This window comes from Streptomyces sp. NPDC050504, from assembly GCF_044458065.1.
Taxonomy (GTDB): domain Bacteria; phylum Actinomycetota; class Actinomycetes; order Streptomycetales; family Streptomycetaceae; genus Streptomyces.
The window spans coordinates 236055-257450 of record NZ_JBITHO010000002.1; the positions used below are offsets into that span (position 1 = coordinate 236055).

Genomic DNA, 21396 nt, shown 5'->3' on the forward strand with positions numbered 1-21396 from the left:
ACCGCGGCCGGCCCCGCTCCCGTACGCCCCGGAAGTGTTACGGCGTTACGAGTTGCCGCGCCCCCCTGCCGCGGAAAGCATGTGGGGGTGAGTGACGACGACGCGTATCTCCGCTTCCCGCATCTCCACAACGACCTGCTCTGCTTCGTCGCCGAGGACGACCTCTGGGTGGCGCCCCTGGTCCCCGAGGGACACCGGCCGGGGCGCGGCTGGCGGCTGACGGTGGACCGGACCAAGGCCGGGCACCCCCGCTTCTCCCCCGACGGCACCTCGATCGCGTACACGAACTGGCGCAGCCTCGACCCGGAGATCCACCTCGCGCCCGTCGCGGGCGGAGAGTCCCGGCGCCTGACCTACTGGGGCTCGACCGACACCCGGGTCTGCGGCTGGACCCCCGACCGGCAGATCCTCGCCGTCTCCTCGCACGCCCAGCCCTTCTCGTACTTCTCCTGGGCCTACAGCGTCCCCACCGACGGCTCCCCCGGCGGCAGGCTGCCCTGGGGCCCGGTCTCCGACATCGCCGTCACCGACGTGCCGGGCGACGGGGGCCCCGAGCGCCGCACGCTGCTGCTCACCGGCACGCCGCCGCACGAGCCCGCCGCCTGGAAGCGCTACCGGGGCGGGGCGACCGGGCGGCTGTGGCTGCACGGGGAGCGGCTGCTGCCGGACGTCGGCGGGCACCTGGACTGCCCGATGTTCGTCGGCGGCCGCATCGCCTTCCTCTCCGACCACGAGGGCGTCGGCAACCTCTACTCCTGCCTGCCCGACGGCACGGACCTGCACCGCCACACCGACCACGACGCCTTCTACGCCCGGCACGCGTCCAGCGACGGGCGGCGCGTGGTCTACCAGTGCGCGGGCGACCTGTGGATCGTCGACGCGCTCACCCCCGACTCGGTCCCGCGCAGGCTGGAGGTGCGGCTCGGCGGGCCGCGCACCGGGCGGCGCGCCTACCAGGTCCCCGCGGGCGGCCACGTCGACTCGATCTCGGTCGACGAGACGGGCCGGGCGAGCGCGGTCAACGTGCGCGGCAGCCTGTACTGGCTGACCCACCGCGACGGGCCCGCCCGCACCATCGCCGACACCCCCGGCGTACGGGTCAGGCTGCCGGAGATGCTGGGCAGCGGCGGCCAGGTCGCGTACGTCACGGACGCCGAGGGCGAGGACGCGGTGGAGATCGCCTACCTGCCCAGGGCCACCGGGGACCGCCCGCCCAGGCGCCTGGCGGCCGGCGGTCTCGGCCGGGTCACCGAACTGATCGCGGACCCGGACGGCGAGCGGCTCGCCATCGCCTCGCACGACGGGCGGCTGCTGCTCATCGACGCGACCGAGGACTCCGACGGCGAGGTCACCGAGCTGATCAGGTCCGCCAACGGGCCCGTGCGCGACCTGGCGTTCTCGCCCGACGGCGCCTGGCTGACCTGGTCGCACCCGGGCATCGGCCGCTCGCTGCGCCAGATCAAGCTGGCCCGCATCGCGGGGGCGGGCGAGGGCACCGGAGAAGCGGCGCCCGACGGCTCAGGCAGCCCAGGCAGCCCCGACGGCCCCACGGTCCTGGACGTCACCGACGGCCGCTTCGAGGACGAGAACCCGGTCTTCACCAGCGACGGACGCTATCTGGCCTTCCTCTCCTGGCGCGGCTTCGACCCGGTGTACGACGTGCACACCGGGGACCTCTCCTTCCCGCTCGGCTGCCGCCCCTACCTGGTGCCCCTCTCCTCGGCCACCCCCTCCCCCTTCGCGCTCTCGGCGGACGGCCGCCCCGCCGCCGGCGGCCTCGACCCCTCGGACGACGAGTCGACGGACGGCACGGTCACCGTGGAGGCGGAGGGCCTGGAGAGCCGGGTGACGCCGTTCCCGGTCGCCGCGTCCAAGTACTCCGCGCTCTGCCCGGTCAGCGGCGGCGGCCTGGTCTGGCTGCGCTGGCCGATCTCCGGCGCGCTCGGCGAGACGTTCGCCAACCCGGACGACACCTCGGGGCGGCCCACGCTGGAGCACTTCGCCATCGCCAAGGCCCGCAAGTCCGAACTGGTCGACCACCTGGACTGGTTCGCGGTGAGCGGCGACGGCTCGCGGCTCGTCGTGATGGACGAGGGCGACCTGCGGGCCGTGCCCGCGACGGAGTCCGGCGACAACGACTCCACGGTCTACCTTGACCTGCGCCGCATCCTGCACGACGTCGACCCGGCATCGGAGTGGCGCCAGGCGTACGACGAGGCGGGGCGCATCGTGCGCGCGTACTTCTGGGAGCCGCGGATGTGCGGCATCGACTGGACGGGCGTCCTCGACCAGTACCGCCCGCTGCTGCCGCGCGTCGCCACGCCCGACGACTTCGCGGACCTGCTGCGCGAGGTGCTGGGCGAGCTGGGCACCTCGCACGCGTACGTATCGCCGTCCCGCCGCAACGAGGGGCCGCCGCACTACCAGCGTCCGATGGGCCTGCTCGGCGCGAACCTCGTGTGCCGGGACGGGGGCTGGCAGGTCTCCCGGATCCTGCCTGGCGACTCCTCGGACTCCAAGGCGCGCTCGCCGCTCGCGGGCACGGGCATCCGCGAGGGCGCGGTCCTCACGCACGTGGACGGCCGCGCGGTCGACCCGGTGACGGGCCCCTACCCGCTGCTCGCGGCGGCGGGCGGCACGACGGTCGAGCTGACGTTCACGCCCGCCGGGAACGAGGGGCGCTCGCGGCGGGTCGCGGTGGTCCCGCTGATCGACGAGCGGCCGCTGCGGTACCAGGACTGGGTGGCCAAACGGCGCGCGGTGGTACGGGAGTTGAGCGACGGCCGGTGCGGCTACCTGCACATCCCCGACATGGGCGGCTCGGGCTGGGCCCAGTTCAACCGCGACCTGCGGCTGGAGGTCTCGCGTCCGGCGCTGATCGTGGACGTGCGGGGCAACGCGGGCGGGCACATCAGCGAGCTGGTCGTGGAGAAGCTGACCCGCAGGATCCTCGGCTGGGACCTGACGCGGAACGCACAGCCGGTGTCGTACGCCTCCAACTCGCCGCGCGGCCCGGTCGTCGCGCTCGCCGACGAGGCGACGTCGTCGGACGGCGACATGATCACGGCGGCGTTCAAACTGCTGGGCCTGGGCCCGGTGGTGGGCCAGCGCACCTGGGGCGGCGTCGTCGGCATGACGGGCCGCCACACGCTGGGGGACGGCACGGTGATCACGGTGCCGATGAACGCGGCGTGGTTCGACGAGTACGGCTGGTCGGTGGAGAACGAGGGCGTGACGCCGGACATCGAGGCGCTGCGGACACCGCTGGACTGGGCGGAGGGACGGCACGCGCAGTTGGACGACGCGGTGGGGGTGGCCCTGGACCTCCTGACCACGAACCCGGCGGCGGCGCCCCCGGGCTACGAGTCGGTCCCGGACCGCACCAGGCCCCGGCTACCGCCGAGGGGGTAGGGGGACAGGGGGTGATCCCCTACCCGCCCCTTCCCGAAACCCTGCCGGGGGCGTTCAAAAGATCGCGCAGTTCCCCGCGCCCCTTTTAGGGGCGCGGGGAACTGCGCGAGGGTGCGGCAGATGCCGCGCGTACCCAACCGGCCCCGCAGGGCCCCGGAGGGTTTCGGGAAGGGGCGGGGTGGGGTGCTGCCCGCCGCAGGCGAAACGGCGCCCCCGGGCAACCCGCACTCAACCCTGAAGACGGTCCTTCGCCGCGTCCGCCGCCTCCTGAGCCTTCTGCTGCCCCTGCTCGCCCGCCTCCGAAGCCCGCTCCGACGCCTCGTCCTTCGCGCCGCCCAACGCCTGCTTCGCCTGCTCCGCGAGCTCCTGCGCCTTGTCCTTGAACTGGTCTGCGATGCCCATGGAATTCACTCCTAGTGGGGTGTGGGGGGATCGGGCCCCACCCAGCCTGGCACGCAGGGACGAACCCCGCATTTCGGCTACCGTGCCGCCCGCTCCCCCTCGTCCGCCGCGCCCCCCGCCCCCACGAGCCCCGTGCCCACCGCACCGAGCCGGGGCTCGAAGCGCCGCATCTCGCGCTGCCCGACGATCCCGATGACCGACGGCAGGTACCCGCGCACGGACTGCATGCCCCGCAGCCACCACTGCGCGTACACGTGCGCCGAGCGCCGCTCGATCCCGGCGACGATCCGGTCGACGGCCGGACCCAGCGGATACGTGCGGTTCGCCGGCCACGGCAGCCGCTGCCGCAACTCCCGCATCACGTCGTCCTGGTCGGCGCCCCGCACCATGTCGGTGTCGGTCCACGACAGGTATCCGACGCCGACCCGCACGCCCCGGTACCCGACCTCCGCCCGCAGCGAGTGCGCGAACGCCTCGACGCCCGACTTGGACGCGCAGTACGCGGTCATCATCGGCGCGGGCGTCATCGCGGCGAGCGACGCGATCTGGAGGAAGTACCCCCGGCTCTCCATCAGTACGGGCAGGAACGCCCGCCCGGTCACCGCCCCGCCGATCAGGTTGACCTCGATGACCCGCCGCCAGGCGGCCGGGTCGGAGTCGACGAAGGGACCGCCCGCCGCGACGCCCGCGTTGGCGACGACGACGTCGACCTTGCCGAACCGCTCCTTCACCTCCCGCGCGACCCGCGCCATCGCCTCGTGGTCCGTGACGTCCGCGTGCCACCAGTCGGATTCGGTGTGCAGCCGCCCCGAGACCCGCTTCAGCTCCTCGGGCTCCAGACCGACCAGCGCCACCTTCGCGCCGCGCGCCGACAGCTTGCGGGCCAGCAGTTCGCCGACGCCGCGCGCCGCGCCCGTGACGACCGCGACCTGCCCTTCGAGACCGACCTTGCTCATGCCGCTTCCCCTTCCGCCGAAACCACCGCGCCCGCCGCGCCCACTGAACCCGCCGAACCCGCCGCGTCCGCCGAACCCGCCCGTACGTACGCGTCCACGAGCCCGCTGATCCGGTCCGTCACGAACTCCGGCGCCTCCATCGGAGCCATGTGCCCGACCCCCGCCAGCTCCACCAGTTCCACGCAGCGGGGCAGCCACGCCGCGATCCGATGCGCGTGCACGGGCGGGGTCAGCCGGTCGACGGCCCCGGCCACCACCACCGTGGGCACAGCCAACTCCCGTACGCCCGAGGCCAGGTCCAGCTCCGCCAGGACGTCCGACCAGGCCACCCGGGCGCGCCGCCCGCAGGCGTGCACGATCCGGGCGCACTCCGCGACCCGCGCGGACGCCGCGCCCGGCCCCATCGTGGCGTACCGCAGCACCCGCTTGGAGACCGGCGTGACCGGCCCGAGCGGCGCCTTCGCCCCCAGCACCGCCCGCGTCAGACGGCTGCGCAGCCGCCCGGCCCGCAGCGGCACGACCCGCGCCTCGTCCAGCAGCACCGACGCGCCCGTGCTGCACAGCAGGACGGCCGCCGCGTGCTCGGTGAACGCGGGCCTGGCCGCGGCCGCCATGATCGTCATGCCGCCCATGGAGTGCCCGGCCACCACGGCCTTCTCCCCCGGTTCGAGGGTCGCCCGCAGCACCGCCTCCAGGTCGTCGGCCAACCGCTCGGTACCGACCTCGGCGAGCGGCGAACGCCCGTGTCCGCGCTGGTCGTAGACGACCACCCGGTGCCCGACCGCGACCAGGCCGCGCACCTGCGCGTCCCAGAACCGCGTGGAGCAGGTCCAGCCGTGCGCCAGCACCACGGCGGGCGCGGCGGGCGGGCCGTGCACCTCGACGTGGAGCGCGGCGCCGTCGGCGGACGCGACGGTCAACTCCCGTACGACCCCGGTCCCGCTCACGCCACGGCCTCCCGCTCCGCCTTCACGGCCTCGGAGCGCGGGGCCGCCGCCGCGCGCACGATCTCGTACTCCGCCAGGTCCACCTCGCGCGTCAGGCGCCTGAACTCGCCCGTCGTGCCGGGCCAGACGGTGGTGTTGCGCCCGTTGGAGTCGAGGTACCAGCTGGTGCAGCCGCCGGTGTTCCACACCGTGCGCTTCATGCGCTCCTGCACGCCCCGGTTCCACGCGCCGACGGCCGAGGGCCGCGCCGCGAGCGCCGCGCGCCCGCCCAGCACGGTCAACTGCCGCATGTAGTCGGCCAGGTAGTTCAGCTGGGACTCGATCATCAGGATCATCGAGGAGTTCCCGAGCCCGGTGTTGGGGCCGATGATGGTCATCCAGTTCGGGAACCCGGCCGCCGTCGCGCCGCGCAGCGACTCCATCCCCTCCTTCCACGCCTCGGCGAGCGTGATGCCGTCCGCGCCGACGACGCGGTCCGCGATCGGCATGTCCGTGACGTGGAAGCCCGTGCCGAAGACGATCGCGTCGACCTCGGCCTCGGTGCCGTCGGCCGCGACCACGGTGTTGCCGCGCACCTCGCGCAGCGCGGAGGCGACGACGTCGACGTTGGGCTCGGCCAGCGCCGGGTAGTACGTGCTGGACAGCAGGATCCGCTTGCAGCCGATGCGGTACGAGGGGGTGAGCTTGGCGCGCAGCGCCGGATCCTTGATCGCGCGGGCGATGTTCGCCTTGGCGACGGACTCCACGAGCCCCAGCTCGTTCGGCCGCTTGGTGAAGGCGCTGACCTGGAGCTCCCTGATGCCCCACAGCAGGCCGCGGCGGGCCGCGCCGGTGAAGGGCAGCTGGCGGTGCAGCCAGCGCTCGACGCCGCTGATGCCCCGGTCCATGCGCGGCATGACCCACGGCGGGGTCCGCTGGAACAGCGTCAGCTTCGCCACCCGCGGCTGGATCGCGGGCACGATCTGGATGGCGGAGGCGCCGGTGCCGACCACGGCGACCCGCTTGCCCTTCAGGTCGTAGTCGTGGTCCCACTGCGCGGAGTGGAAGACCTTGCCGTCGAAGCCGTCGAGCCCCGGCACGTCGGGCGTCTTGGGGTCGGAGAGCGGCCCGGTCGCGGAGACGACGACGTCGGCGACAAGCGTGCCCCGCGAGGTCTCGATCTCCCACCACAGCTGCTCGTCGTCCCAGCGCATCATCAGCACTTCGTGGTTCAGCCTGATGTGCGGCCGCAGCCCGAAGGTGTCGGCGACGCGCTCCAGGTACGCGCGGATGTGCCGCTGCCCGGAGAAGGTGCGCGGCCAGTCGGGGTTGGGCGCGAAGGAGAACGAGTACAGGTGCGAGGGGACGTCGCAGGCGCACCCGGGGTAGGAGTTGTCGCGCCAGGTGCCGCCGACCGAGTCGCGCCGCTCCAGCACCACGAAGTCGGTGATCCCCTCGCGCCTGAGCCGGACGGCGGCACCGAGCCCGCCGAACCCTGATCCGATGACCGCGACCCTCACGTGCTCGCGTTCGCTCTCCATGTGCCGCCTCCCGCCGCGCTCAATGCTGCCAGTAATCACTGGCACAGTCCGGAGCGTAGAGCAGTGGCATACCGATCGGTAGGGGTACGGCAAAGGAAAGTTACCGGCAGTACGACATAGGCTTCCGGCGTGGCAGCAGCAGAAGACCCCCCGAAGGACGCGCCGAAAGCGCCGGAACAGCGGGACGTGCGGGACGAACGGGGCGGCGCCCCCCGCGAGTACCGCATGCCGGACCTCGCCGAAGCCGCCGGGATCCCGCTGCGCACCCTGCGCTACTACCGCGAGCGCGGCCTGATCCCGCCGCCCCGCCGCGAGGGCCGCATCGCCTGGTACGACGACCGCCACCTCGCCAGGCTCCGCACGATCGCCGCCCTGCTGGAGCGCGGCCACACCCTCCAGGGCATCGCCGACCTGTCGGCGGCCTTCGACGGCGGTCGCGGCGTCGACGAGGTGCTGGGCGGCCTGGTGGCGCCGACCGAGGAGACCCCGGTCCGCCTCACCCCCGAAGAGCTGGCCGACTACTTCGAGGGCGAGGTGACCCCGGAGAACCTCGCGGCGGCCCTGGACCTGGGCTACCTGGCCACGGACGGCGAGGAGATCGTCCACATCAGCCGCCGCCTGCTGGACGTCTCGGCGGCGCTGGTGCGGGAGGGCGTCCCGCTCTCCGCCGTGCTGACGGCGGGCCACCGGGTGCGCGAGCACGCGGAGAGCCTGGCGGACCTGTTCCTGGAGTTCGTGAGCGCGCACGGCACGGACCCGGAGAAGCTGCGCCCGCTGGCGAAGAGCGTGGTCGAAGCGGAACTGTCCATGGCACTGGACCGCCGCCTGCGCCCCTAGCGGGGCGCCCACCACCGCGCCTTGTAGATCCCCCCGCCCTTCAGCACGCGGACCCCGTCGGGCCGGTGGACCGTCACCTCCCGGGTCCACCAGGTCTCGGGGAGCCCGGCCCGCGGGACCGTGGAGGCGACCTGCCCGGTCAGCGGGTGGTCGCCGACGGCCTTGACGTCGGCGCGGCTGATGCGGTCCGCCCCGGGGAAGTCCTGCCGAAAGCCCCGCTCGCGCTTGTCGAACTGGTACACCCCGGCCCCCGTGGTCACCCACAGCCGCCGGGACCGCCCGGCGACCTGGAAGAGGTCGTGCCCGTACGGGGTGGGCAGCGGCACCCCGAACAGCCTGCCGAGCGCGGGCCGGCCCCCGGCCCCGTCACCCGCCCGCAGCGCGACGAGCTCGTGCCCGCCGAGCGCCCACAGGAGGCGGTGCACGGGGTCCCACTGGAGCCCGTGCGCGTCTTCGAGCGCGAAGTCCACGAAGTCCTTCGAGGGTGGCGCGGCGTACCACCGCACGGATCCGCCCGTACTGCTGGCCACGGCGACGCTCCCGTCGGGCAGCAGCTCGATGCTGTGCGGGTTGTGCCCGATGGTGCCGGCGGACAGCGCGGCGCCCCAGTGGCGGCGCCCCGACGGGTACTCCACGACGGCGGCGAACCCGAAGGACGCGGTGGTCAGCAGATACGTCCGCTTCCCGTGCACCCTGACCTTGGCCTCACAGGGGTACACCCAGCTCTCGCGGGGCGCCAGGTCGGCGTACCGGGGATCCCCGAGCGGCGAGAACGCCCACCGCACGCACCCGGGATCCCCCTCGGGGTCCCAGACGTCACGCCCGGAGTCGAGCTTGAGTATCCGCTTGCGCGCTTGGTCGGTGACGAGCAGCGCGGGCGGACGCGGGGCCGCGGCGAAGGCGGGCCCCGCGCCGAGGAGGCCGGCGGCAGCGCCGCCCAGGACCAGCGTGCGACGGGACGGATGACCGGAACCGGGCATGGGGACTCCCCAGGAGACGGCGACAGATCATGTACACGCCACAACATCCCACCCCAAGGTGAACGCGGGAGGACGCCCCCCTGCTCCCCTACTCCCCGTACACCACCGTCACCGGCGCATGGTCGCTCCACCGCTCCCCGTGCGAAGCCGCCCGCTCGACCCACCCCTTCACGGCCCGCCGGGCAAGCCCCTCCGTGGCCACGTGATAGTCGATCCGCCACCCGGAGTCGTTGTCGAAGGCCCGCCCGCGGTACGACCACCACGAGTACGGCCCCTCCACGTCGGGATGCAGCGCCCGCACCACGTCCACGTACCCGACCTCCTCGAAGACCCGCCCGAGCCACTCCCGCTCCTCGGGCAGGAACCCGGAGCTCTTCCGGTTGGCGCGCCAGTTCTTCAGATCGGCCTCGCGGTGGGCGATGTTCCAGTCGCCGCACACGACGACCTCGCGCCCGTCCTCGGCGGCCCGCACCCGAAGCCCCCGCAGGTACTCCAGGAACTCCGCCATGAACCGCATCTTCTCGTCCTGCCGGTCGGTCCCGACCTCGCCGGACGGCAGGTAGAGGCTGGCGACGGTCACCCCGGGCAGGTCGGCCTCCACGTACCGCCCGCTCCCGTCGAACTCCTCGCTCCCGAACCCGATCCGCACGCGCTCGGGCTCCGCGCGCGTGTAGAGCGACACCCCGGCGCGCCCCTTCGCGGCGGCGGGCGCGTGCACGACGTGCCAGCCCTCGGGATCCCCGACCCCGGCGGGCAGCTGCTCGGGCTCGGCCCGCACTTCCTGGAGGCAGAGCACATCGGCTTCGGTGGCGGCGAGCCACTCCACGAAGCCCTTCTTCGCGGCGGCGCGAAGCCCGTTCACGTTCACAGAGGTCACAGTCAGCACCAATGCACCATACCGACCGCCACCCCCGCACCCCGCGCCCATTCACTCGCAAACCTGTACGATCCCCCACCATGCACATCCGCCCGACGCCCTACGACCACCCCGACGCAGTGAAGCTCAGCGACGAGGTGCTGCTCGAATACAACGTGCGCTACCCGGACGAGCCCGACGGCGACGTCACCCCGCTCGCGCCCGGGATGTTCGCCCCGCCCAACGGCCTGTTCCTGGTGGCGTACGACGCCGAGGGCCGCCCCGTCGCCAGCGGCGGCTGGCGCGCCAGGGACCGCAACCCGGAGAACAACCTCGACGGCGACGCCGAGATCAAGCGCATGTACGTGGTCCCGGAGGCCCGCGGCCTCGGCCTGGCCCGCCGCATCCTCGCCGCCCTGGAGGAGGACGCCCGCGCGGCGGGCCGGCTCCGCATGGCCCTGGAGACGGGCACGGCCCAGCCGGAGGCCATCGCGCTCTACACCTCCAGCGGTTACGAGCCGTGCGAGAAATTCGGCCACTACCGCACATACGAGGACAGCCGCTGCTACGCGAAGCCACTCAACCCCACACCTTGACCCGCCCGTGACAGCGGGAGCACGCTTCCTCACGCACGCCGATCCGCACCGCCCCATCCCCACTGAGGCACAAGGAGACAAGCGTGAGAAGTCGCTCCCGCACGGCCCTGCTGGCCGTGGGCGCCGCCCTGACGGCCGCTCTGGCCACCACCGCCCAGGCCCAGGCGCAGCCCGCGTCCCAGGTACGGCTCCCGTCGGCGCCCCGGACGCAGCCCGCACCCGAGTTCCGCCACGAGCAGCCCGCCGAGGGCTTCTGGACGGCGGCCCGGATGCGCTCCGCGGCCCCCCTGGACCTCCCGGGCACCGCCGCCCCGGACCCGCGCACGGCGGCCGCCGCCCCGGCGGCCCGCACCACGGTCGCCCCGACCCCCGCGCCCGCCGCCGCCACCGACGCCGCCACCCGCGCCACGCCCTTCGCCTTCCCGCAGGCGGGCGGCCCCTGGACGGGCGGCGGCGCGGTGGTGAAGACCTCGGGCCGGGTGTTCTTCACCTTCAACGGCCGTACGGCCTCCTGCTCGGGCAACGCGGTCACCAGCCAGAACGCCTCCACCGTCATCACGGCGGGCCACTGCGTGAAGTACCAGGGCAGCTGGCACACCAACTGGGTCTTCGTCCCCGCGTACGACAACGGCCAGGCCCCGTACGGCCAGTGGTCCGCGGCCAAGACCCTGGCCACGGACCAGTGGGCGGCGAGCGAGGACATCAACTACGACGTCGGCGCGGCCGTCGTGGCCCCGCTGAACGGTCAGAAGCTCACCGCAGTGGTCGGCGCCCAGGGCCTGGAGTTCAACGGCGCCTACAACAGGCCCATGTACGCCTTCGGCTTCCCCGCGGCCTCCCCGTACGACGGCACGAAGCTCGTCTACTGCAGCGGCAACACGTCCAAGGACTTCCTGTTCTCCAAGGACCACGGCATGGGCTGCAACATGACGGGCGGCTCCAGCGGCGGCCCCTGGTTCACCACCTTCAACGAGTCCACGGGCACGGGCCTCCAGGCATCGGTGAACAGCTTCGGCTACACCTTCCTCCCGAACCGCATGTTCGGCCCGTACTTCGGCAACGAGGCGAAGGCGCTCTACGAAAAGGCCCAGACCTCCTGATGCGCCAACCGGAGCAATCGAACTGACTGGCGCCATTGGCCAATTGGTTCCAACAGGGGAATCGGCGTGTGGCGAGCACCCGTACGGCCAGCTCCGAGCCCTTCGTGGGGCATTTTGTGGCCGTGAAGAAAACACTCGTAGCACTTGCCGTCGCAGCCGCGGGAATGGGCCTCACCGCCTCCCCGGCACTCGCCGCCGCCAGCTCCCCGCTGGCTCCGACCACCGAAGCCGTCGCCGTTTCCAGCCCGATCCGGGGCGGCGACGGCGACTGGTGCGAAGGCTGCGTCAAGAAGTACATCAAGAAGTACAAGAAGCAGCTCAAGGGCGACCCGGGCAAGCCCGGCAAGCAGGGTAAGCCGGGCAAGAACGGCAAGGACGGCAAGGACGGGGTCGCCAAGCCCATCCAGATCGTGACGGGCGACCCCATCAGGATCGAGCCGGGCCAGGCGGCCGGCGGCGAGGTCGCCTGCCCCGCGGGCACGACGGTGACCGGTGGCGGCTACCACCAGGACGACGTCGTGAACAGCTACAACTACATCTCCCGCCCCAACGCGGAGGGCACCGCCTGGTCGGTGAGCTTCAAGAACATCGGACAGGCGGGCGACAACGCCGACACCGTCACCCCGTACGCGATGTGTCTGCCCCTCAACTGAGAGGGAACGACAGGGCCCCGCGGCACTTCCGTGCCGCGGGGCCCTCCTTCTGCCCCGTGCGATCCACGGGCCCAGAAACGCCGAGATCCCGCCCCGCCTTTCGGCGGAACGGGATCTCGTGACGATTCTTGAGAGCTACTCAAGAACTGTCGTCTGTGGACCTGTGGGGATTTGAACCCCAGACCCCCTCGATGCGAACGAGGTGCGCTACCAGACTGCGCCACAGGCCCTTGCGACGTGTGAAACATTAGCACCCCGATCGGGGTGGAAGGAAATCCGGTCCCCCCAGGCCACGCATGATGTGGATCACTCGTTGGCCGCGCGCGGCCGGTCGCCGTCCTCGTACTGGTCGAAGAGGGGCGTGCGGCCCCGCTCGCGCCCCTTGCGGGGGCGGTCGGCGCGCGGGCGCGGCGCGGGGTCGCCGGCGCGCTGGCGCGGGTCCGTGGCCGTGGGGTCCGAGGGCTCGGCCGCGCTGGAGCGGGCGGCGCTCCAGGTCTCCGGGTCGTTCACCTCGACGCCGCCCGAGGCGCGCGGGGCGACCGGGGCCGTGACGTACGTGGGGAGCGGCACCGGGACCGGGTCCCAGCTGTCGCCGCGCGCGGGGCCGCGCTGGCGCTGCTGGTCCACCCACTCCTGATGGTCCGTCTGCTCGACGAGCGCGCGGCGCCCCGCCTCCTGAGGTGACACCACGGGCGCGGGCACCGGCTCGGGCTCGGGGTGCGCGGGCGCGGGTTCGGGGTCGGCGTCCGCGTCGGCCGGGGCCGGGGCGTGCTGCTGGTGGCGGCGCGGGCGGTTCTCCCGCAGCCGCTGCGCGGCCTGCTCGGCCCTGCGCCGGTCCATCACGTACACGAAGCGCCTGCGCTCCTGCGTGCGCAGGTGCACGATGTACGCGCTCAGCAGCAGCGCGGGCACCGCGGGCGCCCACAGGAAGTGCAGCCCGCCGACCGCCGCGACGACCGCGCCGAGCGTGAAGGCGGCGAAGAGCATCAGCGTGGTGCGGCGGCGGCGCGCCAGGACCTTGGAGCGTCTGGCCCGCTCGGCCGCGCCCCGCGGCGGTCCGGGGGCCGCTTCCCTGGGGCGCCCCGCGGGCTGCCGCTCGCGCTTGGGGGACGGGCGCTCGGCCCGCTCCTCGGCTCCGGGGACCCGGCCCACCTGGCTTTCGGGCGCGGCGAAGGCCCGGACGTCGACCGAGCTGAGGTGCTCGGTCTCGGCGTCCGGGTCGGCGTCGGGGGCCGCCCCCGATGCGTCGCGCTCCTGAAGCTCCCTGGCGTACCGGCGCTCCATGGCCGCCCGTCCGGACAGGAGCCGGATGGCCGTGCTGAAGCGTTCCGTCGGACGTGCCTCGTTGAGCTCGTCCTGCCTGCGGAGCCACATCGGCACCAAGTAGGCGGCCCAGGCCCCGACGATGACTGCGTAGATGAGGCCGCTGCTGCTCACGCTTCACACCGTAGAGGTGTTCCCGCAAGCCCATCCGCCAATTGGATCGGTGTGTCGCACGATCTGGCTGATATCACAGACTTTTTTTGTGATTAATTTCGAACACTTATTTCATTTCCCGTGACCAGCGGCGCAACAGCCCCTCCGGGACCTCCTCCGCGGTCAGCGCGAACACCAGGTGGTCGCGCCACGCGCCGTCGATGTGGAGGTAGCGCGGCCGCAGCCCCTCCTCGCGGAATCCGAGCTTCTCCACGACCCGGCGGCTCGGCCCGTTCTCCGGGCGGATGCAGACCTCCATCCGGTGCAGCCCCACCGTGCGGAAGCAGTGGTCGACGGCGAGCGCGACGGCCGTCGGCATCACCCCGCGCCCCGCGACCTCCCGGTCGACCCAGTAGCCGACGTGCCCCGAGCACATCGAGCCCCAGGTGATGCCCGCGACGGTCAACTGGCCGACCAGACGGCCCTGGTAGTCGATGACGAACGGCAGCATCCGCCCCGCGTTGGCCTCCGCCCGCAGGTGGCGCACCATCTGGCGGTACGTGGGGCGCTGGGCGACGGGCCCGGTGGGCGCGGGCGGCGGGACCGTCGCCTCCCAGGGGCGCAGCCAGTCGCGGTTGCGCCGGTTGACCTCGCGCCAGGCCCGCTGGTCGCGCATCCTTATCGGCCGCAGCGTGACGTCCCCCTGGTGGAGGACCACGGGCCAGGCCGGGTTCACGCGGCCGGTCTCGGGTGGTCGCCGCCGCGGAGCTGGTCGACGGCGTGCGGCAGGATCCCGGCGAGGACGGCGAGACCGTCGCGCACCCCGCCGGACGAGCCCGGCAGGTTGACGATCAGGGTGCGCTCCGCGACGCCCGCCAGGCCCCGGGACAGCGCCGCCGTGGCCACGCCGTGCGCGGTCCCGTACGCCCTGATCGCCTCCGGGATGCCGGGGACCTCGTAGTCGACGACGCGGCGGGTCGCGTCGGGCGTGGCGTCGGTGGGCGAGATGCCGGTGCCGCCCGTGGTGACGACGACGTCGTACCCGGCGGCGACGGCCGCGCGCAGCTCCCGCTCGACCGGGTCGCCGTCGGGGACGACCCGCGGGCCCTCGACGGCGAAGCCCAGCGCCGTCAGGCCCTCGGCGACGAGCGGGCCGCCCTTGTCCGCGTACACACCGGCCGACGCGCGGTTCGACGCGGTGACGACCAGCGCCCTGCCCGCCCCGGTGCTGAGGTCGGCCTGGCTCACGACCTGCTCCAGTCGCCCGACTTGCCGCCCGTCTTCTCCTCGACCCGGACGTCGGTGATGACCGCCGCCTTGTCGACCGCCTTGACCATGTCGACGACGGTGAGGGCCGCGACCGTGACCGCCGTCAGGGCCTCCATCTCCACGCCCGTGCGGTCCGTGGTCCGCACCGTCGCCAGGATCTCGACCGCCTCGTCCGTGACCGCCAGGTCGAGCTTCACTCCCGAGAGCGCCAGCGGATGGCAGAGCGGGATCAGATCGGGGGTGCGCTTGGCGCCCATGATGCCCGCGATCCGCGCCGTGGCCAGCGCGTCGCCCTTGGGGACGCCCTCGCCGCGCAGCAGTTCCACCACGCGCGGCGAGACCAGGACGCGGCCGGCGGCGCGCGCCGTGCGGGCGGTGACGTCCTTGGCGGACACGTCCACCATCCGGGCCGCGCCCGCCTCGTCGATGTGCGTGAGCCTGGCTTCCGTACTCATTGCTGTGGCGCTCCTCGGGCCTGTGTGGGCAGTCACCGTACCGCCACGCCCCTCGGTTCAGCCGAGCAGGACCACGTCCAGGGACGCGCCCGGCTCGACGGTGGTGTCGTCCTCGGGGACGACGATCAGACAGTCGGCGTGCGCCAGCGCGGCCACCAGGTGCGAACCCTGGCCGCCGACCGGGGCCACCGTGCCCGCCCGCCCGTCGTACACGCCGCGCAGGAACTGGCGCCTGCCCGCGGGCGACGACAGCGGCTCCGCGCTGTCCAGGGCGGCCTTCACCACCGGCCTGTGCACGTCCTTCAGGCCCATCAGCGCCCGGATCGCGGGGCGCACGAACAGCTCGAAGGAGACGTACGAGGAGACCGGGTTGCCCGGCAGGGCCAGCAGCGGGGTGTGGTCGGGGCCGACGGAGCCGAAGCCCTGCGGTTTGCCCGGCTGCATGGCGAGCCTGCGGAAGTCGACGCCGCTGCCCGGCTCGTCCGCGTCGGTCGTCTCGGCCAGCGCCTCCTTGACCACGTCGTACGCGCCGACGCTCACGCCGCCCGTGGTGACGACGAGGTCCGCGCGGATCAGCTGGTCCTCGATGGTGGCGCGCAGCTCGTCGGCGTCGTCGGTGACCGCGCCGACCCGGTAGGCGATGGCCCCGGCCTCGCGGGCCGCCGCGGTGAGCGTGAAGCTGTTGGAGTCGTAGATCTGCCCCTCGGCCAGCTCCTCACCGGGCTGGACCAGTTCGCTTCCCGTGGACATGACCACCACACGGGGGCGGGGGCGGACTTTGACCGAGCCCCGGCCGATCGCCGCGAGCAGGCCGATCTGCGGCGCGCCAAGCACCGTGCCCGCCGCCAGGGCGCGCTCGCCCGCCCCGACGTCGCTGCCGCGCGCGCGGACGTGGGCGCGCGGGCCCGCCGGGCGGAACACCCGGACCTCGCCCGCCGCGCCGTCGGGGTCGGCGGACGCGGCGCGCATCGCGGTCGCCGCGCCCCGTCCCGCGCCCCCGTCGGTCCACTCGACGGGGACGACGGCCTCGGCGCCCGGGGGCAGCGGGGCGCCGGTCATGATGCGGGCGGCCTGGCCGGGTCCGACCGTCGGCAGCTCCCCGCTGCCCGCGGCGACGTCACCGATGACGGTGAGCACCGCGGGGAACTCCTCCGTCGCACCCGCGACGTCGGCGGTCCGGACGGCGTACCCGTCCATGGAGCTGTTGTCGAAGGGCGGCAGGGACACTCCCACCGTGACGTCCTCGACCAGGACGCAGCCCTGGGCGTCGGGCAGTTGCAGCTCGATGGGTTCGAGCGGCTTGACCGCGGCGAGGATGTCGTCCAGGTGTTCGTCCACCGACCAGGTCGTACGGCTCAAGGTGTCTGCATCTCCTCATCGACGTATCCGCGGAGCCAGGACCTGAAGTCGGGTCCCAGGTCTTCACGTTCGCACGCCAGTCTGACAATGGCCCGCAGATAGTCTCCCCGGTCCCCGGTGTCATAGCGACGGCCCTTGAAGACCACGCCGTGCACCGGCCCGCCGATCGTCTCGTCGGCGGCGAGCATCTGGAGCGCGTCGGTCAGCTGGATCTCGCCGCCGCGGCCCGGCTGGGTCTTGCGCAGTATGTCGAAGACCGCGGGGTCCAGGACGTACCTGCCGATGATCGCGAGGTTGCTCGGCGCCTCGAACCTCTCGGGCTTCTCGACCAGGTCGGTGACGCGCACGACGTCGCTCTCGCCGGTGTCCTTCACCGCCGCGCAGCCGTACTGGTGGATCTGCTCGGGCTCGACCTCCATGAGCGCGATGACGCTGCCGCCCTCGCGCTCCTGCACCTCGGCCATCCGGGCGAGCAGCGGGTCGCGGGGGTCGATCAGGTCGTCGCCCAGGAGCACCGCGAACGGCTGGTCGCCGACGTGCGGCGCGGCGCACAGCACCGCGTGGCCCAGCCCCCTGGGATCGCCCTGGCGGACGTAGTGCATGGTCGCGAGGTCGCTGGACTCCTGGACCCGGGCGAGCCGGTCCGCGTCGCCCTTGCGCGAGAGGGCGGACTCCAGCTCGTAGTTGCGGTCGAAGTGATCCTCGAGCGGGCGCTTGTTGCGACCTGTGATCATGAGGACGTCGGAGAGGCCGGCACCGACCGCCTCTTCGACCACGTACTGGATCGCGGGCTTGTCGACGACCGGCAGCATCTCCTTGGGGGTGGCCTTGGTGGCCGGGAGGAAGCGCGTGCCGAGGCCTGCTGCCGGAATGACAGCCTTGGTGATCCGCGGGGGTGGCTTGGTCATGCGCAGCACCATATCCGCTGCATATGTGAGTCAGATGTGCGTGAGTTTAACTTCGTTGCCATACAGCTACATACGAGAGGTTTGCGTGCACCCGGTGAGCAATGAGTTGTCCGAAAAAGCAGAGCTGCGCCGCCGACTCCTGGCCACTCGCGCCGGGCTGACCCCGGAGGACGTGCGCCGCGCGGGCGAGGCCCTGGGTGCCTCGGCCGCCGCCCTCCCCGAGCTGGCGGGGGCGGACACCGTCGCCGCGTACGTCTCGGTGGGGCGCGAGCCGGGCACGCGCGCGCTGCTGGACGCGCTGCGGGAGCGGGGGGTGCGGGTGCTGCTGCCGGTGCTGCTCGACGACAACGACCTGGACTGGGGCGCCTACGAGGGGGCGGACTCGCTGGTGCGGGCCGGGCGGGGGCTCCTGGAGCCCGGCGGGGAGCGGCTGGGTCCCGACGCGGTGTGCGGGGCGGACGCGGTGCTGCTGCCGGGACTCGCGGTGGACGGCCGCGGGATGCGGCTCGGGCGGGGCGGCGGGTCGTACGATCGGGTGCTCCAGCGGCTGGAGCGGGCGGGCGCGCATCCGGCGCTGGTGGTGCTGCTCTACGACGACGAGGTGGTCGCGCGGGTCCCTGCGGAGCCGCACGACCACCCCGTACGAGCGGTGGTGACGCCCTCGGTTACGCGCCGCTTCCCGGCGGCGTCAGCCTGAGCGTGTCGGAGGTCGCCTGCTCGACCGCGTCCGGGCGGTAGGCCCAGTCGAGCAGCTCGCCCTTGGCCCACTTCTCGGTCTGGTCGGTGTAGTGCGCGTTGTAGGCGTGGCCCGACGCGCCGGTGAGGTTGATCCAGCGGGACTTGTCCCAGTCGCCGACGTTGACCACCATCCGCATGGACGGCACCCACACCACGTCGTAGCCGCCGGCCGCGTTCCAGCCGGTCGCGTTGACCGCGGCCTCGCCTCCGCTGAGGTTCCAGGGGCCGCGGTTGAGCATGTACCGCAGGACTCCGGGGCCCTCCTTGCCGAGGGTCTGGTTGCGCAGGTTCAGCTGGTGCAGCCTGCCCCAGCTCCAGGCGGAGATGTCCTTGCCGAGCTTGGCGGTCAGCTCCCAGCGGGCGTCGGCCATGGCGCGGGCGAGCAGTTCGTCGCGCGTCTTGGTGGCCTTCTCGTTGCGGCTCTTGGGCGACTGCCACCAGGCGTTGTCCTGCTGCTTGTCGGCGAGCAGCGGGCGCACCACCTCGAACCAGCGGTCGCCGCCGTCCGGCTGGGCGGAGTCGGCGTCGCGCTCGCCGCACTCGCGGACCACCTTGTTGAGGTCGTCGACGGGCCCGGACTGGTCGGTGTTGCGGACGTTGATGCACTGGCCCTTGGGGCGCAGCTCCTTGGGGAGCTTGTGGCCGAAGGCGAGCTTGAGGGTGTTGCGCCAGACCGCGTTGAAGTAGGCGGCGGCGGCCGAGTCGGTGTCCTGGGTGTAGTCCCAGCCGTCGAGCAGCTTCTGGGCCTCGCGGACGTCCGGGTCGGAGATGTCGATCTTGCGCAGCAGCGGGGTGAGCAGCTTGGCGATCTCGCTGCTGTTGTCCATCTGCATGGTGCGCATGTCGTCGGTCGAGATCTTCCCGCCGTCCTTGATCTTCGACTCGATGAGGTCGTTGATCCGCTGGCTGCGGGCGCCGTAGCCCCAGTCCTTGGTGAGGAGGTGGGGGTACTTCTCCTGGTCGATCACGGCCTGGTTGGCGGTGACGATGTAGCCGCGCTCGGGGTTGTACTCGTACGGCAGCTCGTCGAAGGGGACGTACTCGTCCTTCCAGCCGTACTCCGAGGTCCAGCCCGGCGAGGGCACGGTGCCGTCGCCCGCCTTGCGCTGCGGGATCTTGCCGGGGGCCTGGTAGCCGATGTTGTTCTTGGTGTCGGCGTAGACGAGGTTCTGCGAGGGGACCTCGAAGTGCTCGGCGGCCTCGCGGAAGGTGTCCCAGTCCTTGGCGCGGTTGAGCTCGAAGACGGCGTCCATGGACTTGCCGGGCTGCAGCGCGGTCCACTTCAGGGCCACCGCGTAGCCCTCGCCGCGGTCCGGGGCGCCGCTCCCGACGGGGGCCTTCTCGCCGACCTTCTCCAGCTCGTCGCTGCGGTCGGAGACCAGCGGGCCGTTGTTGGTCTCGCGGACGGTGATGGTGCGCGGCTTCTCGCCCGCGACCTCGATGGTCTCCTCGCGGCTGACGAAGGGCTTCGTCTCGCCGTCGTACTGGTAGCCGCCGTCGGTGACCTTCTCCAGGAAGAGGTCGGTGACGTCGGCGCCGAGGTTGGTGAAGCCCCAGGCGATGTCCTGGTTGTGACCGATGATCACGCCCGGCATGCCGGCGAAGGTGTAGCCGGCGGTGTCGTACTTGCAGGTCGCCGAGGTCTTACGGCAGTGCAGGCCCATCTGGTACCAGAGCGAGGGCAGCTGCGGCGCCAGGTGCGGGTCGTTGGCGAGCAGCGGCTGGTTCGTGGTCGTGTACTGGCCGCGCACGACCCAGGAGTTCGACCCGATGCCGTTGCCGCTCGGGCCGAGCAGCGCGGGGATCTCGTCGAGGGTGTCGGAGAGCGCGGAGAGCTGGGACTGCAGGCCCCGGGCGGCACCCTGCGGGGAGTTGCCGCTCTGGGAGCCGTTGTTCTGGGAGCCGTTGCCCTGCGAACCGTTGTTCTGGGAGTTGCCGCCCTGCGAGTTCCCGTTCTGGGAGTTGCCGCCCCGGGAGTCCTGGGAGTTCCCGTTCTGGGAGTCCAGCTCGTTCGAGGCGGGCGTGGCGCCCGGGTCGAACTTTTCCGTGATCTTGTTGACGGCGCCCTTGTCGACGATCGGGCGGTTGCGCTCGTACGGGTAGGCCGGGTAGAGGTCCTTGATCTGCTTCTCGTCCAGCTTGCCGGTCAGCAGCGAACGGTCGATCTCCTCCTGCATGTTGCCGCGCAGGTCCCAGGCCATCGCCTTGAGCCAGGCCACCGAGTCGACGGGGGTCCAGGGCTCGGGCTCGTAGTCGTACTTGAGGTTCAGCGCCGCGTACTCGACGGAGATGTCCTTGTCGGACTTGCCCTTGAGGTAGGCGTTGACCCCCTCCGCGTACGCCTGGAGGTTCTTCTTGGTCTCCGGGGACAGGACCTTGTCGTACTCCTCCTGCGCGACCTTGCGCCAGCCGAGCGTGCGCAGGAAGGCGTCCGTGTCGACCTGGCCGGGGCCGAACATCTCGGAGAGCCGGCCCGCCGTCATGTGGCGGCGGACGTCCATCTCCCAGAAGCGGTCCTGCGCCTGGACGAAGCCCTGGGCGCGGAAGAGGTCGGCGTCGGTGTCGGCGTAGATCTGCGGGATGCCGTAGCCGTCCCGCTTGACCTCGACCTCGCCGCCGAGTCCTTCGAGCTCGATCGTCCCCGTCGTCTGCGGGAACGAGGCGCGCACGGTGTCGACGCCCCAGAACGCTCCGTACCCGACACCCCCTGCGAGAGCCAGGACCAGAACGATCACGAGGAGACGGGCACGGCGCCCCTTCTTCTTGATCTTCTTGCCGGGCGGCTCGGCGGAAGGGGGCGTGGTGTTGGCGGGCATCGCTGTCCTTCGAGGGGCAGGGTGGTCCTGGAGTGCTGGAGCAACCATAGGCGCAGCGCTCGTGCCCGCCCGACTCGGTATCCACAGAGGCCGCCATTTTTCGTATGAATGATCGGGCGCGTAAAGAAAGCGTCAAAGATTAGGTAAGGTAACGAACTACCGGCCTCCGGAGGAACG

General features: G+C 72.5%; 19 protein-coding genes and 1 tRNA gene. 6 read left to right on the forward strand and 14 right to left on the reverse strand.

Going from position 1 to position 21396, the window contains the following annotated elements; translation table 11 throughout:
- Nucleotides 1-87: 87 nt before the first annotated feature.
- On the forward strand, nucleotides 88-3411 hold the full coding sequence (locus ACIBNE_RS06925) for a S41 family peptidase (RefSeq protein ID WP_399270402.1): 3324 nt from the start codon (nucleotides 88-90) through the stop codon (nucleotides 3409-3411).
- 228 nt (nucleotides 3412-3639) lie between these two features.
- Here the strand turns inward: ACIBNE_RS06925 and ACIBNE_RS06930 are convergent, their stop codons facing one another.
- The 4 genes from ACIBNE_RS06930 to ACIBNE_RS06945 form a co-directional block, all read right to left on the reverse strand.
- Complete coding sequence (locus tag ACIBNE_RS06930; protein ID WP_399270403.1) at nucleotides 3640-3813, reverse strand: hypothetical protein; 174 nt, start codon at nucleotides 3811-3813, stop codon at nucleotides 3640-3642.
- A gap of 77 nt (nucleotides 3814-3890) precedes the next feature.
- Entirely contained in the window at nucleotides 3891-4769 is an 879-nt protein-coding gene (locus ACIBNE_RS06935; RefSeq protein WP_399270404.1) for an SDR family oxidoreductase, read from the reverse strand.
- Nucleotides 4766-5716 carry an alpha/beta fold hydrolase gene (locus tag ACIBNE_RS06940; RefSeq protein ID WP_399270405.1) on the reverse strand — a complete coding sequence of 317 codons (951 nt, stop codon included), beginning with the start codon at nucleotides 5714-5716 and terminating at the stop codon, nucleotides 4766-4768. The genes ACIBNE_RS06935 and ACIBNE_RS06940 overlap by 4 nt, the downstream gene beginning before the upstream one ends.
- Nucleotides 5713-7236 (reverse strand): flavin-containing monooxygenase, encoded by a 1524-nt coding sequence (locus ACIBNE_RS06945; RefSeq protein WP_399270406.1) that lies wholly within the window; start codon nucleotides 7234-7236, stop codon nucleotides 5713-5715. The genes ACIBNE_RS06940 and ACIBNE_RS06945 overlap by 4 nt, the downstream gene beginning before the upstream one ends.
- A gap of 225 nt (nucleotides 7237-7461) precedes the next feature.
- On the opposite strand from ACIBNE_RS06945, the gene ACIBNE_RS06950 reads away from it, so the two are divergent.
- Nucleotides 7462-8073 (forward strand): MerR family transcriptional regulator, encoded by a 612-nt coding sequence (locus ACIBNE_RS06950; protein WP_399271252.1) that lies wholly within the window; start codon nucleotides 7462-7464, stop codon nucleotides 8071-8073.
- Here the strand turns inward: ACIBNE_RS06950 and ACIBNE_RS06955 are convergent.
- On the reverse strand, nucleotides 8070-9053 hold the full coding sequence (locus ACIBNE_RS06955) for a DUF6528 family protein (protein WP_399270407.1): 984 nt from the start codon (nucleotides 9051-9053) through the stop codon (nucleotides 8070-8072). The two genes, ACIBNE_RS06950 and ACIBNE_RS06955, sit on opposite strands and share 4 nt — an antisense overlap.
- A gap of 88 nt (nucleotides 9054-9141) precedes the next feature.
- Nucleotides 9142-9981, reverse strand: a complete 840-nt coding sequence (locus ACIBNE_RS06960; RefSeq protein WP_399270408.1) for an exodeoxyribonuclease III — start codon at nucleotides 9979-9981, stop codon at nucleotides 9142-9144.
- A 29-nt stretch (nucleotides 9982-10010) separates the two neighbouring features.
- On the opposite strand from ACIBNE_RS06960, the gene ACIBNE_RS06965 reads away from it, so the two are divergent.
- The 3 genes from ACIBNE_RS06965 to ACIBNE_RS06975 all read left to right on the forward strand — a co-directional run bounded on the left by ACIBNE_RS06965 (nucleotide 10011) and on the right by ACIBNE_RS06975 (nucleotide 12258).
- Nucleotides 10011-10505, forward strand: a complete 495-nt coding sequence (locus ACIBNE_RS06965; RefSeq protein WP_399270409.1) for a GNAT family N-acetyltransferase — start codon at nucleotides 10011-10013, stop codon at nucleotides 10503-10505.
- Between the two features lie 83 nt (nucleotides 10506-10588).
- Nucleotides 10589-11605, forward strand: coding sequence for a trypsin-like serine peptidase (locus ACIBNE_RS06970; protein ID WP_399270410.1), 1017 nt, complete (start codon nucleotides 10589-10591; stop codon nucleotides 11603-11605).
- A gap of 122 nt (nucleotides 11606-11727) precedes the next feature.
- A complete protein-coding gene (locus tag ACIBNE_RS06975; protein WP_399270411.1) occupies nucleotides 11728-12258 on the forward strand; it encodes a hypothetical protein in 531 nt (176 codons plus the stop codon).
- A gap of 156 nt (nucleotides 12259-12414) precedes the next feature.
- Here the strand turns inward: ACIBNE_RS06975 and ACIBNE_RS06980 are convergent.
- The 7 genes from ACIBNE_RS06980 to galU form a co-directional block, all read right to left on the reverse strand.
- Nucleotides 12415-12488, reverse strand: a tRNA-Ala gene (locus ACIBNE_RS06980).
- A 76-nt stretch (nucleotides 12489-12564) separates the two neighbouring features.
- The gene (gene glpR / locus ACIBNE_RS06985; RefSeq protein ID WP_399270412.1) at nucleotides 12565-13695 is read right to left on the reverse strand and encodes a gephyrin-like molybdotransferase receptor GlpR; all 1131 of its coding nucleotides are present in this window, start codon (nucleotides 13693-13695) and stop codon (nucleotides 12565-12567) included.
- A 106-nt stretch (nucleotides 13696-13801) separates the two neighbouring features.
- Nucleotides 13802-14410, reverse strand: a complete 609-nt coding sequence (locus tag ACIBNE_RS06990; RefSeq protein WP_399270413.1) for a GNAT family N-acetyltransferase — start codon at nucleotides 14408-14410, stop codon at nucleotides 13802-13804.
- On the reverse strand, nucleotides 14407-14934 hold the full coding sequence (locus ACIBNE_RS06995) for a molybdenum cofactor biosynthesis protein B (protein WP_399271253.1): 528 nt from the start codon (nucleotides 14932-14934) through the stop codon (nucleotides 14407-14409). Before ACIBNE_RS06995 ends, ACIBNE_RS06990 begins: the two co-directional genes overlap by 4 nt.
- Entirely contained in the window at nucleotides 14919-15398 is a 480-nt protein-coding gene (moaC, locus tag ACIBNE_RS07000; RefSeq protein ID WP_399270414.1) for a cyclic pyranopterin monophosphate synthase MoaC, read from the reverse strand. The genes ACIBNE_RS06995 and moaC overlap by 16 nt, the downstream gene beginning before the upstream one ends.
- A gap of 57 nt (nucleotides 15399-15455) precedes the next feature.
- A complete protein-coding gene (glp, locus tag ACIBNE_RS07005; RefSeq protein WP_399270415.1) occupies nucleotides 15456-16757 on the reverse strand; it encodes a gephyrin-like molybdotransferase Glp in 1302 nt (433 codons plus the stop codon).
- Nucleotides 16754-17665 carry a UTP--glucose-1-phosphate uridylyltransferase GalU gene (gene galU / locus ACIBNE_RS07010; RefSeq protein WP_399270416.1) on the reverse strand — a complete coding sequence of 304 codons (912 nt, stop codon included), beginning with the start codon at nucleotides 17663-17665 and terminating at the stop codon, nucleotides 16754-16756. Before galU ends, glp begins: the two co-directional genes overlap by 4 nt.
- 106 nt (nucleotides 17666-17771) lie before the next feature.
- Here galU and ACIBNE_RS07015 point away from each other — a divergent pair, with 106 nt between their 5' ends.
- Nucleotides 17772-18362 (forward strand): 5-formyltetrahydrofolate cyclo-ligase, encoded by a 591-nt coding sequence (locus tag ACIBNE_RS07015; protein ID WP_399271254.1) that lies wholly within the window; start codon nucleotides 17772-17774, stop codon nucleotides 18360-18362.
- Here ACIBNE_RS07015 and ACIBNE_RS07020 read toward each other — a convergent pair.
- Nucleotides 18331-21219 (reverse strand): penicillin acylase family protein, encoded by a 2889-nt coding sequence (locus ACIBNE_RS07020; protein ID WP_399270417.1) that lies wholly within the window; start codon nucleotides 21217-21219, stop codon nucleotides 18331-18333. The genes ACIBNE_RS07015 and ACIBNE_RS07020 overlap by 32 nt on opposite strands.
- Nucleotides 21220-21396 lie beyond the last annotated feature (177 nt).